Raw genomic sequence first — 14902 nt, 5'->3', positions numbered from 1 at the left:
CGATTCACGTTTCACACTTCGCGCTTCACGGCTTCACCATGAAAGCTCTCGTGACAGGCGCAACCGGATTTGTCGGAGCCGCGGTGGTCCGCGCGCTGCTCAAGGCCGGGGTCGAGGTCCGTGTCCTCGCCCGCCGCGAGAGCGACTTCAGCAACCTCCAACAATTGAAAATTGACGGTGCCTACGGCGACCTGCGCGACAAAGACTCGCTACGCAAAGCCCTGACCGGCTGCCAACAGCTCTACCACGTCGCCGCACACTACGCCCTGTGGGCCCGCAACCCGGCGATTTTCTATGACGTCAACGTGACCGGAACGAGAAACATCATGGAGGCCGCGCGGGACGTGGGCACGGAGCGGATCGTCTACTGCAGCACCATCGGCGCCATCGGACTGCCGCCGGACGGCGGACTGGGCACGGAAGAGACCCCCGTCTCACTGGAACAGATGGCCGGTCATTATAAACGGTCGAAGTATCTGGCCGAGCAGGAAGTGCTGAAACTGGCGCACGCGGGGCTCCCGGTGGTCATCGTAAACCCGAGCGCGCCCGTCGGCGAAGGCGACGTGAAACCGACGCCGACCGGCCAGGTGATCGTCGATTTCATGAAAGGCCGGATGCCGGCCTATATCGAAACCGGCATGAACATCGTCGATGTGGACGATGTGGCCGCCGGCCATCTCCTCGCCATGGAGAAGGGCCGGACCGGCGAACGCTATATCCTCGGCGCCAAGAATCTGATGCTGCGCGAAGTGTTCGAGATCCTGAGCCGGCTGACCGGCCTCAAAGCGCCCTCGATCAAGCTGCCCCGCGGACTCGTGCTGCCCCTCGCTTATCTGAACCTGGCCTTCTCCTATGTCACCGGCATTCCTCCGCGCATTCCGCTGGAAGGCGTGAAGATGGCCAAATACAAAATGCACTACGACTGCAGCAAAGCGATCCGTGAGCTCGGCATCCCGCAAACACCGCCGGAAGTGGCGCTGGAGAAAGCCGTGCGCTGGTTCCGGGATCATGGCTATGCGTAAAGGCTGTGATGGGTGACGCGTGATGCGTGATCAGTCTAGGAAAGGCCCGTCCAGGAAATCATGGCTGGGCTTTGCTCATTGCGGCCTCCCTTCTTGCCCATCACCCATCACCCATCACTCATCACCTTTCTGATGGACATTCTTACCCTCTTCCTCAAAACCATCCTCTTCCGCCCCTACGTCTTCGTCTTTCTGGCTGCCTTTCTGTTTGCGGCGATTCAGCTGATCGGTTGGCCCCGCACCTGGCGCTTCTGGCTGATAAGCTGGGCTACCGCCTTTGTCTGCGAATACTCCTCAACGCGCAACGGTATCCCCTTCGGCTGGTACCACTACAACGGCTCGACCGTCGGCCAGGAGCTGTATTTCTCCAATATCCCCTTCATGGATTCGATTTCGTTCAGTTTCCTGCTCTATGCGGCCTACTGCCTGGCCCTCGGCTTCCTGCTCCCGCAAGCCGAAAGCGCCGACAGTCCTTCCTGGCTGCTGCCGCTGCGATTCGATCAAGAGGCAAGGACAGGCCGGCCCGTTCTCTTCCTGACAGCGCTCTTCTTTGCCTTCATCGATATGGTGATCGATCCGGTGGCACTGCGCGGCGACCGCTGGTTCCTGGGCAAGATCTATTACTATCCCGATCCCGGCACACACTTCGGCGTCCCCCTCGCCAACTATGTCGGCTGGGCTATCGTCGGGCTGATTGCCCTCGCAATCTATTTTCCGATTGAGCGCCGGCTGTCCGCCCTCATCCGGCCGGACGATTTCGCCGTGACGCCTCGCGTGTTGCTGGGTGTGGGACTGTATTATGGCGTCTTGGCGTTCAATCTCGGAGTCACGTTCTGGATCGGGGAAGATCTCCTCGGCATGACCGGCCTCTTGATGTACGTTCCGGTGACGGCGCTGCTGGCTCTCCGGCTCGTTCGCCTGGTCCCTCTTCCCGCATCAGGCTCCTAAGCCGCCCCTCCACGGCTGTAGCAATGACGCGACAGACTTTGTATAGTGAACGGCAGGCACCGTTATGCGCACCAAATTATTGACCCTGCTGATCCTGGTCTTTTTCGGCGGCCTGGCCCTCCTGGGCTGGTTGGGCTACCAGTTGTTTACGACCGGATTCAGCGCGAAGGCTGAACCGCATGCGTTGGAAGTGTTCATGGCCAGGCAGGTCCGCTACCTGGCGATTCCTTTGGAGCACCGCAATAAAGCCAACCCTGTCCCGGTAACGCCCGCGGTCCTGCAGGACGGGCTGGCACACTTTGCCGACCATTGCGCCACCTGCCATGCCAACGACGGGAGCGGCCGGACGCCGATCGGCAAGAACGTCTACCCGAAGGCCCCGGACCTGCGTGAGCGGGCCACGCAGAACATGTCGGACGGCGAACTCTTCTGGGTGATACATCACGGCATCCGCTTCACGGCCATGCCGGCCTGGGGCGAGGGAGACCCGGAACAGGATTTCGACAGCTGGAAACTGGTGCATTTCATCCGCCACCTTCCCCAGCTCACCCCCCAGGAATTGGACCGGATGAAATCACTGAATCCCAAAACGCAACACGAATTGGACGAAGCCGCCGCATTTGATAAATTCCTCCAAGGCGACGATTCGGCGGCACCGGCGGCGGAATCGGGACATCACCACTAATTTCGTCTCAGAAGGAGCCCGTCCTCATCATGGCCCGACATCTCTTACTGGCATTCGCACTCCTGTTGTTCTCATCTCCCGCCTGGGCGCACGGCTCCGGCCAGCATGTGCTCGGCACCGTCACCGCCATCGATGACTCTCACATCGAAGTGAAGACGCAGAAAGGCGCCATGGTGTCGGTAAAGGTGACGAAACAGACCCGGTTCAAAGAGAAAGGCAATCCGGCGTCGCGAGAGCTGCCGGTCATCGGCGACCGCGTCGTCATTGAAGCCACGAAAGAGGCGAAGACGCTGACGGCGACGGAGGTGAATTACTCCTCCGCCAAGAAAGCGGCGGCATCCGCCCCGCACGCCCCGGCCGCGCCATAGAGGACAACCATGCCGACCGTCCACATCTCAAGATTCGCGCAAGCTTCACCCTTCCACGGCGGGCTGCAGGCCGTCCTCGCGCGCACGATCATCACAGGAATTGCAGTTTTTCTCGCCGTGACCATTGTCCCGGGCATCGAAGCCGGGACGCTGGCGGCCGGCGTAGCCGCCGTGCTGGTGTTGACGATTCTGAATCTGATTCTGCGGCCGATCCTATTGGTGCTGACCCTGCCCCTGATCGTGCTCTCCCTGGGACTGTTCCTGGTGGTCTTGAACGCGCTCCTGCTCGAACTGACGGCCTATCTGGTGAAAGGGTTCACCGTCTCCGGGTTCTGGCCCGCCGTCGGGGGCGCGCTGGTAATCAGCATCGTCAGCAGCCTGCTCAACCGCTGGAAGGGCGATCAACCGCCCGTCGAACCCTACATCGCGGAACACCGTGGCCCCAAAATTATCAACCCCGAGTGACAGAAGAGTCCCTTTTCATTGCATCACCTCACTATCGTTGCTAGAATGCGCCCCTTGATCCCAACACACACATGATGACTACACCAGCCACATCCACGAAACCGAGCGCCGAAACGCATTTGCAGCGGACGCTGAATACCGCCCTCAACGAGTTGGGAATGGAGGCGGCATTGGCCGCCATCTTCCATCAGGAGCAGGGGCCCCTCATCGGCCATGCCGCCCGCGGATTCACTCCGCGCGATGTGCAGGCGATTCTCCGGACGCTTTCGACCCAGGCCTCGGCGCCGTCGGCAGCGTCAAGCCAGGACCAGGACAACGGACGGACGATGCGGCTCCGCCTGATCACACCGGGATCGAAATCGCTCCTGGGCATGCCGTTGCGACATCGCCAACGGACCTACGGGTTTTTGGTGATCGGACGGAAAGAAGGCGCCGCCTTCGCCAAAAAAGAAAAAACGCTCCTGGAACAGGCCGGGGACAGCATCACGAAAGCCCTGGAGCAGGAGGGGCTCTTCGATCTGAATGTCGTGCTCAGCCGTCCCTATGTGACGCGCGAGCCGCTGCCGCCGGCCCCGCCCGTCGCAGAACTGTTTGCCGCCCCAACCTCGCACTTGACCCCGGAATTGCAGGATAAGATTGTCAGCGTCCTGGGAGAGGCGAGCCAGTACGTAACCTTTGATCGCGCATGGGTCTCCTCGTACGATCCGCTGGCAGGCAGCGTGGAAGTCCTCGGCTTGGCCGGCGATCAAAAGGGCGAACAGAAAGACAACAAGAAAGATCTGCGGGCGGGCTTGCGGCTGACGCTCGACAGTTCGGCCTCCGGCTGGGCCGTCCGACACCGCAAACCGCGCGTGGATCACGACCTGGCCTCAACGCAGGGCCGGTTCCTCGACCACAAGCACCTCTACAAAGACCGCTTCCTGTCTTCCCTCGTCGTCCCTTTCTTTGTACGCGGACAGGTCGGCGGCACACTCACGCTCGGTTCCAAAGAGTCCTCGCGCTATCAAGTGACGGATGCGCGCACGCTGGAGCCGATTATTCTCAAATTGGCCGATCTGCTTCAGGCGCCGCCCGTCGTCGCGCCGGCAGCGGCCCCGGCTCCGGGAACCGACAGTGATGAGACCGCCCCCGCTGCCGCACCGACGGCATTGGAACCGGTTATCCGCAAGCAGGAGCGGCAAGCCGCGATCGGAGAGTTCAGCGCGTTCCTGGCCACGGAAATCCGTGAGCCGCTCGCGTCCATCCGTTCGCAATTGGAAGAAGTGACCGGCGAAGGGATTCTCGATTTCGACCCGCAGACCCGCGTCGAGAACGCCATGCGCGATCTGATGCGCGTGGAAGCCATTCTGAACGAGATCCTCGACTTTGCCAAACCGCTGGAACTGAATCGCCGCCTCTGCCGCATTCCGGAAGTCCTGGAAAGCGCGTTGGTCGTCGTCGGCACGGATCTGGAGGTCACCCGGATTCAGGTCACGAAAGATTACGCCGCCCAGATTGCCCCGGTCCGCGGCGATGAGGCCAAGCTCCAACAGGTCTTCCTTAGCATCTTCAAGAACGCGGGCGAGGCCATGACGCCGGGCGGCCATTTGCACATTCAGGTGACCCAGCATCGGGCCGGCCGCGGGATTGAAGTCCAGACGCTGATTAAGAACGACGGCGCTCCGATCCCTGCCGAGATTGTCGACAAGGTCTTCGAGCCTTTCTTTACCACTAAGCGATCCGGGACCGGTCTCGGGTTAGCCACAGTCAAAAAAATCATTGAAGAGCATGGGGGATCGATTGCCATAGGCAGCGCCCCCGGCGAAGGAACGACGGTAACCATTCGGCTTCCTGGTGTGAGCCGTGGGCCGGCCTTCCGCCATCGCGGGCGCGGCCGACGACCGACTCGCCGTCCGGCAAGCTAGAACGTTTGCACCGGTCATCGGTGCGAATTTATTGCGATGCGTCCATGGTTTAGATAGATACCGAGTTTTTGGAGGAGAGGCACCGATAGACCGCTTTCGTGCTTGACAGGGGTACCCCCCCATCGCTATGATCGCGGCCACTTGATTCGGCTTTAGAATTCGAACGTTTTGAAACGCATTTCTCCAGCCACCATTATTCAAAGGAGTAGGGTATGAAACTCGTACTCGGCACTATTGCGACGTTGTCCGGTGTGCTCTTCGTGTCGTCGATGGCCTTGGCCAATCCGGCACTGCTCCCCAAGCATGAAGGCTATCCGATGAAGAACAGCGGAAGCCCGGTCACTGGCCAGCCAACGGCCAATGATCCAGGCCAGTCGGATGCCCGCGGGGAATCGACGTTGTTGAAGTCAGCCGCTTTCGGCGACAAGCATACCAACCAGAACCTCAAAAAGACGGACAACGACCGGATCGTCGAGAGCGCCGGCGCAGGCCGTCTCCCGAAGGTGCAGGGTCCGCAGATCCAGATTGCACCGCCGGTCACCTCTGCGACCAAGATCACCGGCGATCGCAAGATCGAATAGTCGACCGATCGTTACGATTGAAAAGGGGGACGCCGTTTCACACGGCGTCCCCCTTTTTCGTTCCACTTGCACGATTCAACCCACTCAATCACGATGGCTCGCTTCGCCTGCTTCGCTTGTTGATTGAAGGAGGGAGATCGAGCCGAAACCGCCAGGGTTTCTTGGCCCACTCCCCGGCATAGTCCACCCCGATTCGAGGGAATACCTTCACTTGATGGACAGGGATGCGGCCGCCTCGCTCTTCAAACCATAACGACTGCTGGATGGTCAGGTCGAGCCGGTTCAGGCTGCGATCAATTTGTAACGCGCGACAGAGACGGCCGGGGCCATCGATCAACTCCCCTTCAACTTCAATCGCGCGAATCAGCACCGCCGCGGGAAACTCCTCCCGCTCGGTTACCACATTCAAACAATGGTACATGCCGTAGATCAGGTACACATAGGCGATGCCGCTCGGACCGAACATCACCTCGGTTCTGGGCGTTCTTCCTTTCGAGGCATGGCAGGCTTTATCCTCGCCCCCCACGTAGGCTTCCACTTCGATAATCCGTCCGACAATTTCATGCCCGTCAAGCGATCGGACAAGATACTTCCCGATCAACGATCGAGCGACCTGCACGGTCGGCCGGGCGAAGTAGGGTTGCGAAAGAACTTTTCTCATTCGGAGCCGCTCCCGTGGATGAACTCATAACGCCTCATCGCAGTCACATCCAGCAAGGCCGCAGAAAGTTCGGCGACTGCGATGTACTGTATTGGCATGTCGCAGGGAGACGACCGACCGGGAACGCAGAGGGAGGTCATGGTCAGGTGGCCACTAAAAATACCAGGCCAGGCCGCCCATCACCATCCGCGGATTCCCCGGCACGAAGTGAATGTCGTTCACACCGGCCGCTTCGTGTGCCAATCGCGACTCAAAGTAGAACGTAGCCTGCTCCCACTTGGCATTCAAGAGGTTTTGAATGAACAGAAACGCTTCCATCCGGCCATGCGGCAGCCTGATCGGCAGTCGATAGCGCTCCGACAGATCGAATTCGATCCAGGCGGGAGATTTGACGCTTCGATCTTCGATCAACGGACGGACTCCCAGATAGGTCGCCTGTAGTTGGGAGGTCAGGCCCTCGGGCCATTTCAAGAGGAGCGCCCCGTACGCCGTCAGCTCCGGCGCCAGCGGAATCGCATCACCGTTGCGGAACTCGGCGCTCGTCCAGGCCACGCTCCCGTTAAAAGACAGCGGCCCCCACACCGGACCTCGGGCTGCGACTTCCACTCCGCGCCGTCTGGAGGCACCCCGAATTTCCGTTGTCCCTTCGTCCCCCACAAAAACCAATTCTGATTGCAGATCCAATTGCCAGAGAGTCGCGATTAGCTCCAGACCCTCTGCTCCGAACGGTTTCGACCGCACTCCCAGTTCATAGGTCTTGGCCCGTGCGAGTGGAGAAGAGCCCGGCATCACGGCCGACCGTGCATCGTTACTGTGAAACCCCTCACCGTAATTCGCAAATACTTCTGTGCCGGCCCAGGGCCCCAGAATGAGATTCACCTTCGGCAGCACGAGGCCTGAACTTTTCTGACCCGCCGGTTGTTCGGCACAGGTGTCGCAAAGATTACGCACGTCAAAGGTGAAGGCTTCGGCGCGCAACCCACCCGCCAGTCGTAACCAGGACAGCGGCTGGATTTCCGCTTTCACAAAGGGCGCATAGGAAGCTTCAAGGATATCACTGTCCGTCCTAACGCCCGTCAGAACCCGTTTCGTTTGAGTGCCGAGGGTCGTATGAATATCGTCCACTCGCGTTTGAAACCCGATCGTCCCGATGCTGGGGACACCGAATATGTCCCCATGCTGTTTGTATCCGATATCCCCGCCGTACATGACGCGCCGATCGGATTGAACGAAGCCATCTCCGTTGACCGGATCATTGAGGAAGAAGGTGAAGTTCGTATAGAGGTCGAGTCGATAGTACTGGCCGTAGGCATTAACAATAAACTGCCCGCCGGACGGGGTGTCGTAGTGGTAATTCAACCGGGCTGTGCTGCGCGTGGTTTTGCCGCCCTCCGACGGATCAATCGCCCCGAAACGGTCGAGTGATCCGTCTTGGACGGCGCGCAACGGAATCTCGCCGGACGCATCCCATTCCGACTTCTGAAACGTCCCCGTAAGGCTGAGTTCATCGCGGCTGGTGAGATTTGTCGTCAGTTTTCCAAAGAGGTTGCTCCGGAAGTACTGATTGTCGTTTTGAAAGGGGCCGTTGGTGTAATACCCTTCCGCTGCGATCAACGTACGGATCTTGTCTTTCGTCGGAGAGAACATCAACAGATACCGCTGCGTATCGAACTGTCCCCCGGCCGCCTGGACGACCCCTTCCTGAACCACCTGTCGCGTCCTGAAATTCACCGTCCCTGCCGTGGCGAAGTCGCCATACTCTGGCAGGTACGCGCCCTTGTTTACCTCCAGGCCTTCGATCGTTTCCGGAATGATGAAATTGAGGTCGGTGTAGCCCTGTCCGTGGGCATGGGAGCGAAAATTGATCGGCATGCCGTCGGCAAAGAAGGCCACATCGGTGCCGTGATCCGCATCGAACCCGCGCAGGAAATATTGATCCGCCTTCCCCGCGCCACCCGAATGTTCCACGGCAACGAAACCGGGAATCAATCGCAGCACCTGAGCCGGGCGGCCTTGCGGCTGGAGCAGATACTCTTTGTCGGGGATAAATTGCTGCGACGAGGCGGCGACAGGCCGTTCGCCCACCACTGAGACTTCGGGAACCTCAATCTCCTGAGCGTCCGGATCATGAGCGTGGGCGAAGGAAGAAATCAGCGCCAGCACACCACCGAGAAAGGCAATCGTGCGAGGTGTCACGCCGTACTCAGTTCAGTCCTTTACCCGTCGTCGTCATCGTCAACTTGCCGTGCTTCACACCTTTCACGCTGATCAACGCGTCGGCGACTTTGCGGATCTCGGAACCTTTCCCCTTCACCACCAGCACTTCCAGGCAATGATCATGATCGAGATGCACATGCATGCCGGATAGAATCTTCCCGTGGTAATCGTGCTGGATGTCGGTCAGCTTGCTCGTCAGGTCACGGACATGATGATCATAGACGAAGGTAATGGTCCCGACCGTCTCTCTGTTCTCGCCCCATTCTTCCCCCACGAGGGTTTCCCGAATAAGATCCCGCAGCGCCTCCGATCGCGTCATGTATTTCCTGCGCTGGATATGCCGGTCAAAGTCGTCGAGCAGGTGGTGGTCGAGAGAGACGCCGAAACGGACAAGCTTTTTCATGTCCACTCCTTCAGTGCTACGAAATAGTTTTTCGTAGCACAGCTATCGGGACACGGTCAACCTGGAATCCCCCCAGCCGGACATCGTCCGGATTCGCGCATTTCATGGATACTCTTCCGGAAACGCTGTCCCGGATCACAGACGTAGCAGAATACCTAGACCCACTAAGACAAAAGGTGCGGGAGAGGAAGACGCCCTATTCCCCCTGGATGGGGATATATAGGGCGTTGCCCTGGCGGTTGACGAGCAGGAGCGCGAGGTCGGTGGGCTTGAGCGGGTCGGCAAGCCGTTGGAAGGTCGAGAAGTTGTTGACGGACTGACGGTTGAGTTCGAGGACGACGTCGCCGGGTTGAAGCCCGGAGGCCTCGGCGAGGCTGCCTTCTTCGATATCGGTCACCACCACTCCGCTGTTCACGGACAGATCCATCTGCCTGGCGAGGGGCGGCGTCACGTCGTCAAAAACCACCCCCGACAGCGGGTGGGCCGTCAACGTAGCCGCGGCAGCAGCCAGGCTTTTTTTCGTGCGTTCCCGTGGCGCTTCCTGCACCACAAGATCCGCCTGATAAGACTTCCCGTCACGGATGATGTCCAGGCGGTGTTTCGTGCCTATCGCCGACTGCGCGACAAGATTGCGGAGATGCCCGCTGTCCATCACATCGCGTCCGTCGAAACGCACGACCACATCGCTCCGTTTGAGGCCGGCCCGTTCCGCAGACCCCTTCGCCTGCAAGTCGGTGACAATTGCCCCTTTGACGTCCGGAAGCCGGAAGATCTTCGCCAGCAGCGGACTGACATCCTGCGTCGAGGCGCCGAGAAATCCCCGCACCACCCGTCCGGTTTTGATCAAGCTCTGCATCGCGGCCCGTGCCATGTTGCTGGGAATGGCAAACCCGACCCCGACACTCCCACCGGTCGGGCTGGCGATCGCCGTGTTGATGCCGACGAGTTCGCCGTTCACATTGACCAGGGCTCCACCCGAGTTGCCGGGATTGATGGGGGCGTCGGTCTGGATGAAATCTTCAAAATCCGCCACGCCCACATCGGCCCGGCCGACGGCGCTCACAATCCCGAAAGTCACCGTCCGGCTCAGGCCGAGCGGATTGCCGATGGCCAACACGAACTCCCCGACAGCGAGCGTGCTGGAATCCCCCCAGGTCACGACCGGCAAATTGGTCGCGTTGATTTTCACGACCGCGACATCGGTCTTCGGATCGGTCGCCACCACTTTGCCTTTGTACTGCCGCCGATCGGCCAGAATCACTTCCACATCCACGGCATCCGCAACGACATGGTTGTTGGTGATGATGTAGCCATCCGGCGACACGATCACGCCGGAACCTTGCCCGTACTGACGCCGGGCGGGCGGTTCCTTGAACAGCCCGAAAGGCAAGGTCTCGTCGCTGAACGCCTGATCGCGCACCATCACCGTCGAGGCGATGCTCACCACAGCCGGAATGACCTTGATCGCCGTTGCTTTGACCTGGCTCTGAAGATCCGCCGCGGTCGCGACAGGAAGAAGACGGGGGACCGCCGCCCCCTCTCCGGCGGAGAGCCCCATGGAAAGAACGAGACCAAACACCCAGCAGACTGAGTAAGATTGTCGAGTCATACCTGCGCTACACCCTACCGGGAATTCATCTGCAACGGAAATGCCTCGGCCACCGTACCATGCCGGCGAAGCCCGCGCACTTATAATTCGATATGCCGAAGCCGGAGCGCGTTGGAAATCACGGAGACCGAACTGAAGGTCATGGCCGCGCTGGCAATCATCGGGCTGAGCAACAGTCCCGTCAGGGGATACAGAACCCCGGCCGCAATCGGAACGCCCAGCAGATTATAGGCGAACGCAAAAAAGAGGTTTTGCCGGATATTCCGCATGGTGGCAACGCTCAGTCGCCGTGCCCGAACCAGAGCCTGCAAATCCCCTTTGAGCAAAGTCATCCCCGCGCTCTCGACGGCCACATCAGCCCCGGTTCCCATCGCAATTCCGACATCGGCCAGCGCCAGGGCCGGCGCATCGTTCACCCCGTCACCCGCCATCGCCACCACCCGGCCATTGGCTTTGAGCTCATTGACGATCCGGCCCTTTTCCTCCGGCAACACTCCAGCTCGCACCTCGTCGATCCCGAGCTGTCCGGCAACCGCTTCAGCTGTCCGTTGATGATCCCCGGTCACCATGACCAGCTTGAGCCCGTCCGCTTTCAACCGGCGAACCGCCTCCGGGGTAGAGGCCTTGATCGGATCGGCCACGCCGAGCAAGCCGGCCGCTTTCCCATCCACCGCCACAAACATGACCGTCTGCCCGCGCTCCCGAAAGATCTGAGCGTCTTCGTCCAGCAGCTGTATCGCGTTGCCTGCAGCCTCTACGAGCTCCTTCAAGAACGACACCGTTCCAATCGCCACCGACCGCCCGTCAATCCGGCCGGTCACGCCTTTCCCGGTCACGGCACGAAACTCCTGCACCCGAGCCAGCGCGACGCCTCGTGCCTTCGCGCCGGACACAATCGCTTCGGCCAGCGGATGTTCGCTGCCCTGCTCCAGGCTGGCGGCAAGCCGAATCACGTCCTGTTCGGTAAACGGGGGCACAGATCGAATGGAGACCAGCGCCGGTTTCCCTTCAGTCAGGGTGCCGGTTTTATCGAACACGATCGTGTCAACCTTGCCAAGCACTTCCAGCGCCTCGGCCTTCCGCACCAGCACACCCACCGTCGCCCCGCGTCCCGTCCCCACCATGATGGACATCGGCGTCGCCAGGCCCAACGCGCAGGGGCATGCAATGATCAACACCGCCACGGCATTCACCAGGGCATAGGCCAGCTTCGGTTCAGGCCCCCACCAGGCCCATGCCACTGCCGTCATTGCTGCCGCCATCACGACGAGCGGCACAAAATATCCCGCCGCCACATCGGCCACGCGCTGAATCGGCGCCCGGCTGCGTTGCGCATCGCCGACCATCTGCACAATGCGAGCGAGCAAGGTCTCGCGCCCCACCTTCTGCGCCTGCATCACGATGCTGCCCGTGCCGTTCAAGGTGCCCCCGGTCACCGACGCGCCGACCGTCTTTCCCACCGGCATCGATTCCCCCGTCACCATCGATTCATCGACGGATGTCGCACCCTCCACCACCACGCCATCGACCGGCACACGTTCGCCGGGACGCACGCGAAGCCGGTCTCCTGCCTGCACCTGATCAAGCCGAACATCGACTTCCGCGCCGGCCCGCACCACCCGTGCCGTCGCTGGAGCCAGTCGCAAGAGTCCCTTAATCGCGGAGGTTGTCTGGCTCCGCGCACGAAGCTCCAAGACCTGTCCAAGCAACACCAGGACCGTAATCATCGCGGCCGCTTCAAAATAAACCGCCACGCCCCCGCCATGGTGGTGAAAGGAGGCCGGAAGCCATCCGGGCGCCACGGTCCCGACCGTACTATACCCGTAGGCGGAGCCGGTTCCGATCGCAATCAGCGTGAACATGTTCGGCGCGCGATTGACGATGGAGGCCCAGCCGCGCTGAAAAAACGGACGCCCGCCCCAGATGACAACCGGGGTCGCCAACAGCCACTGGACCCAATTCAGCGCCGCCCCGCCCAGCCACTGTTGAAACGGTTGGCCGGGGATCATGTCGGACATGGCCAGGATCATCACGAGCACCGCCGGTCCCACACAGAGCCGGAATCGCCGGCTCATATCCTCAAGTTCCGGATTGGGCCCCTCCTCCATAGTGATGACTTTCGGCTCCAGCGCCATCCCGCAAATCCGGCAGGCGCCGGGCTTGCTTTCGAGAATCTCGGGATCCATCGGACAGATGTACTCGACCGTCCCTCCGGCTGGGACGGAAACCGGGCGGGAGGGCCGCTGCTCTGGCGGCAACAGATAGTATGCGGGATCGTTCTTGAACTTGCTAAGACAACTGGTCGCGCAGAAGTAGTAGGTCTTCCCTTCATGCAGATGCGAACCCGCCGCCGCAGCCGGCTGCACCATCATGCCGCAGACCGGATCGCGCTCACCGCCGGCGGCAGGCGCCGCCGGCATCATCATGGGGAGCGGCTTACGCGCAGCAGGAAACGGGAGAGGGCCGGAAGAGACCTTGGCGAGGGCCTTCTCGGGATCAGCCCGAAATCGCTCCAAACAGGAGGTGGCGCAGAAATAGTACGTCTGCCCTTTATACTCATAGGACCAGGCCGCCGTCCCGGGCTCGACCGTCATCCCGCAGATTGGGTCAATCGCCATAGAAACCCTGTGACGTGTTGATGAGTGATGCGTGACAAGTGAGAAAACCCTGAGATCACCTCTTACGGCTCCTCTCATTCTCTCGTCCCATCACCGATCAGCCTTTACTTCTTTGCATCGGCCTCAAGAATGCTGCGGATGACCGCGATAATATTTTCCGTCTTCATATTATCGCCTTCGATCTTGATATTCCCGTCGAGTAACAGCGTGGGGGTATATTGGACATTGATCCGTTCGCCCCAGAGGCGACCCGCGTCAAACGCCTCGAGCGGCTTCCCGCTCGCCATCCCCTCCTCGAATGCCTTGGGATCAAGCCCCACTTCTTTAATGAGCACTTCCCGCAAGGAGCGATCCAGAACCCCCGTTACTTTGTCCTTGTGAATCGTCCGGAACAGCACCCTCTTCATCTCGTCGCCCTTCCCCATGGTCTTCGCCTGCTCGTACATGGCGAAAGGCGTCGGGAGCTTGTTGCGGAAGACAGGAAACCCGACCATCGTCGCGTCAAGCTTGCTGCCGAACTCTTTCTGGATCACGGGAAGTCCGGACTCATCGAAATGATGGCAGTGAGGGCAATAGAAATCGGCAAACTCGAACAACTTCACTTTCCCCGGCTGATGGGTGGACTTTTCGTCTTTCAACACCTCGAACTTGCCCTTCAACTCAGGCGTCCCGGCCCATCCGGCGAGGGGCGCCATGAGCACCGCCACCGCGCCCACCGCGCACAATGCCCCACGCCATCCCTGCATCTCTCTTCGCGCCATGTCCTGCTCCTTTCGAGAATATCCGACCCGATGTCCGCTCATTATATAGAATGCCGGGCCGTCTTGCCCTCTGTTATACTTCGCCCATGCGGTCGTACCGGACTCTTTTTCTCAGTGTCTGCCTCGTCATCTCAGCCGGCTGCGCCGCCGGTAAAGACTTTGGCGAAAGCTACCAGGGACAACCGCCTCGCCTCACCTTCGCGCAAGTCAAAGCCACCCCGGACTCTTTCAAGGGACAACTGGTCACATTCGGAGGAGAAATTCTGTCGGCCAGACGGCTGAAGGACGGGACGCGAGTCGAGATTCTGCAACTTCCCTTGAATAGCTCGCTCCAACCCACGACTCAGCTGAACAAGTCCGAAGGCCGATTCGTCGCCATACAAAGAGAGTTTCTCGACCCTGCCACCATCCCCGCCGGCACCTTCGTCACCGTCACGGGCGAACTCACGGGATCGCTCACCCTGCCCCTCGATGAAACCGAATATACCTACCCGATGATGGAAATCAAAGAGATGAAAATCTGGACGGGAGAAGAAGAAGCGCCGCCCCGCATCAGGCCGCATATGGGGCCGGGCTCCTATTGGGGTCCATACTGGTCTCCCTACTGGAAACCCTGGCCGTACTAGTGGCGAGACGCGCGGAATGCGCGAGAAAAGCGGG

The 14902-nt window shown here is 60.3% G+C and carries 14 protein-coding genes; 8 read left to right on the top strand and 6 right to left on the bottom strand.

The genetic code is table 11. From position 1 onward, the window contains the following. Positions 1 to 38: 38 nt before the first annotated feature. The 7 genes from hpnA (at position 39) to ACO9S2_RS09940 (ending at position 5973) form a co-directional block, all read left to right on the top strand. Complete coding sequence (gene hpnA / locus ACO9S2_RS09970) at positions 39 to 1022, top strand: hopanoid-associated sugar epimerase (protein WP_423721864.1); 984 nt, start codon at positions 39 to 41, stop codon at positions 1020 to 1022. A 132-nt stretch (positions 1023 to 1154) separates the two neighbouring features. Next, positions 1155 to 1970, top strand: a complete 816-nt coding sequence (locus ACO9S2_RS09965; protein ID WP_423721863.1) for a carotenoid biosynthesis protein — start codon at positions 1155 to 1157, stop codon at positions 1968 to 1970. A gap of 64 nt (positions 1971 to 2034) precedes the next feature. Beyond that, positions 2035 to 2655 carry a c-type cytochrome gene (locus ACO9S2_RS09960; protein ID WP_423721862.1) on the top strand — a complete coding sequence of 207 codons (621 nt, stop codon included), beginning with the start codon at positions 2035 to 2037 and terminating at the stop codon, positions 2653 to 2655. Positions 2656 to 2684: 29 nt separating this feature from the next. Further along, positions 2685 to 3023 (top strand): DUF5666 domain-containing protein, encoded by a 339-nt coding sequence (locus ACO9S2_RS09955; RefSeq protein ID WP_423721861.1) that lies wholly within the window; start codon positions 2685 to 2687, stop codon positions 3021 to 3023. Positions 3024 to 3032: 9 nt separating this feature from the next. Continuing rightward, complete coding sequence (locus ACO9S2_RS09950; protein WP_423721860.1) at positions 3033 to 3488, top strand: phage holin family protein; 456 nt, start codon at positions 3033 to 3035, stop codon at positions 3486 to 3488. 71 nt (positions 3489 to 3559) lie between these two features. Next, a complete protein-coding gene (locus ACO9S2_RS09945; protein WP_423721859.1) occupies positions 3560 to 5392 on the top strand; it encodes an ATP-binding protein in 1833 nt (610 codons plus the stop codon). A gap of 212 nt (positions 5393 to 5604) precedes the next feature. Next, the gene (locus tag ACO9S2_RS09940; protein WP_423721858.1) at positions 5605 to 5973 is read left to right on the top strand and encodes a hypothetical protein; all 369 of its coding nucleotides are present in this window, start codon (positions 5605 to 5607) and stop codon (positions 5971 to 5973) included. An 88-nt stretch (positions 5974 to 6061) separates the two neighbouring features. Here the strand turns inward: ACO9S2_RS09940 and ACO9S2_RS09935 are convergent, their stop codons facing one another. The 6 genes from ACO9S2_RS09935 to ACO9S2_RS09910 all read right to left on the bottom strand — a co-directional run bounded on the left by ACO9S2_RS09935 (position 6062) and on the right by ACO9S2_RS09910 (position 14242). Further along, positions 6062 to 6634: a DNA-3-methyladenine glycosylase gene (locus ACO9S2_RS09935; protein ID WP_423721857.1), complete on the bottom strand. Its 573-nt coding sequence runs from the start codon at positions 6632 to 6634 to the stop codon at positions 6062 to 6064. 153 nt (positions 6635 to 6787) lie between these two features. After that, entirely contained in the window at positions 6788 to 8830 is a 2043-nt protein-coding gene (locus ACO9S2_RS09930) for a TonB-dependent receptor (protein WP_423721856.1), read from the bottom strand. A 7-nt stretch (positions 8831 to 8837) separates the two neighbouring features. Further along, complete coding sequence (gene nikR / locus ACO9S2_RS09925; RefSeq protein ID WP_423721855.1) at positions 8838 to 9254, bottom strand: nickel-responsive transcriptional regulator NikR; 417 nt, start codon at positions 9252 to 9254, stop codon at positions 8838 to 8840. A gap of 196 nt (positions 9255 to 9450) precedes the next feature. Continuing rightward, the gene (locus tag ACO9S2_RS09920) at positions 9451 to 10863 is read right to left on the bottom strand and encodes a Do family serine endopeptidase (RefSeq protein ID WP_423721854.1); all 1413 of its coding nucleotides are present in this window, start codon (positions 10861 to 10863) and stop codon (positions 9451 to 9453) included. Positions 10864 to 10943: 80 nt separating this feature from the next. Further along, the gene (locus tag ACO9S2_RS09915) at positions 10944 to 13481 is read right to left on the bottom strand and encodes a heavy metal translocating P-type ATPase (protein WP_423721853.1); all 2538 of its coding nucleotides are present in this window, start codon (positions 13479 to 13481) and stop codon (positions 10944 to 10946) included. 104 nt (positions 13482 to 13585) lie between these two features. After that, on the bottom strand, positions 13586 to 14242 hold the full coding sequence (locus tag ACO9S2_RS09910; RefSeq protein ID WP_423721852.1) for a DsbA family protein: 657 nt from the start codon (positions 14240 to 14242) through the stop codon (positions 13586 to 13588). An 86-nt stretch (positions 14243 to 14328) separates the two neighbouring features. Between ACO9S2_RS09910 and ACO9S2_RS09905 the strand changes: the two genes are divergently transcribed. Beyond that, entirely contained in the window at positions 14329 to 14868 is a 540-nt protein-coding gene (locus tag ACO9S2_RS09905; protein WP_423721851.1) for a Slp family lipoprotein, read from the top strand. The last annotated feature ends 34 nt before the right edge of the window (positions 14869 to 14902 follow it).

Origin of the sequence: Nitrospira sp. NS4 (genome assembly GCF_049546785.1) — a bacterium.
Taxonomy (GTDB): Bacteria; Nitrospirota; Nitrospiria; order Nitrospirales; family Nitrospiraceae; genus Nitrospira_D.
The sequence above is the reverse complement of the archived record's forward strand: the minus strand, read 5'-3'. Positions and strand labels throughout refer to the sequence as shown.

What these genes read in the sequence shown, in the direction of transcription:
- hpnA (WP_423721864.1), top strand. Translation starts at nt 39, where the DNA reads ATGAAAGCTCTCGTGACAGGCGCAACCGGATTTGTCGGAGCCGCGGTG.
- ACO9S2_RS09965 (WP_423721863.1), top strand. Translation starts at nt 1,155, where the DNA reads ATGGACATTCTTACCCTCTTCCTCAAAACCATCCTCTTCCGCCCCTAC.
- ACO9S2_RS09960 (WP_423721862.1), top strand. Translation starts at nt 2,035, where the DNA reads ATGCGCACCAAATTATTGACCCTGCTGATCCTGGTCTTTTTCGGCGGC.
- ACO9S2_RS09955 (WP_423721861.1), top strand. Translation starts at nt 2,685, where the DNA reads ATGGCCCGACATCTCTTACTGGCATTCGCACTCCTGTTGTTCTCATCT.
- ACO9S2_RS09950 (WP_423721860.1), top strand. Translation starts at nt 3,033, where the DNA reads ATGCCGACCGTCCACATCTCAAGATTCGCGCAAGCTTCACCCTTCCAC.
- ACO9S2_RS09945 (WP_423721859.1), top strand. Translation starts at nt 3,560, where the DNA reads ATGATGACTACACCAGCCACATCCACGAAACCGAGCGCCGAAACGCAT.
- ACO9S2_RS09940 (WP_423721858.1), top strand. Translation starts at nt 5,605, where the DNA reads ATGAAACTCGTACTCGGCACTATTGCGACGTTGTCCGGTGTGCTCTTC.
- ACO9S2_RS09935 (WP_423721857.1), bottom strand. Translation starts at nt 6,634, where the DNA reads ATGAGAAAAGTTCTTTCGCAACCCTACTTCGCCCGGCCGACCGTGCAG.
- nikR (WP_423721855.1), bottom strand. Translation starts at nt 9,254, where the DNA reads ATGAAAAAGCTTGTCCGTTTCGGCGTCTCTCTCGACCACCACCTGCTC.
- ACO9S2_RS09920 (WP_423721854.1), bottom strand. Translation starts at nt 10,863, where the DNA reads ATGACTCGACAATCTTACTCAGTCTGCTGGGTGTTTGGTCTCGTTCTT.
- ACO9S2_RS09915 (WP_423721853.1), bottom strand. Translation starts at nt 13,481, where the DNA reads ATGGCGATTGACCCAATCTGCGGGATGACGGTCGAGCCCGGGACGGCG.
- ACO9S2_RS09910 (WP_423721852.1), bottom strand. Translation starts at nt 14,242, where the DNA reads ATGGCGCGAAGAGAGATGCAGGGATGGCGTGGGGCATTGTGCGCGGTG.
- ACO9S2_RS09905 (WP_423721851.1), top strand. Translation starts at nt 14,329, where the DNA reads ATGCGGTCGTACCGGACTCTTTTTCTCAGTGTCTGCCTCGTCATCTCA.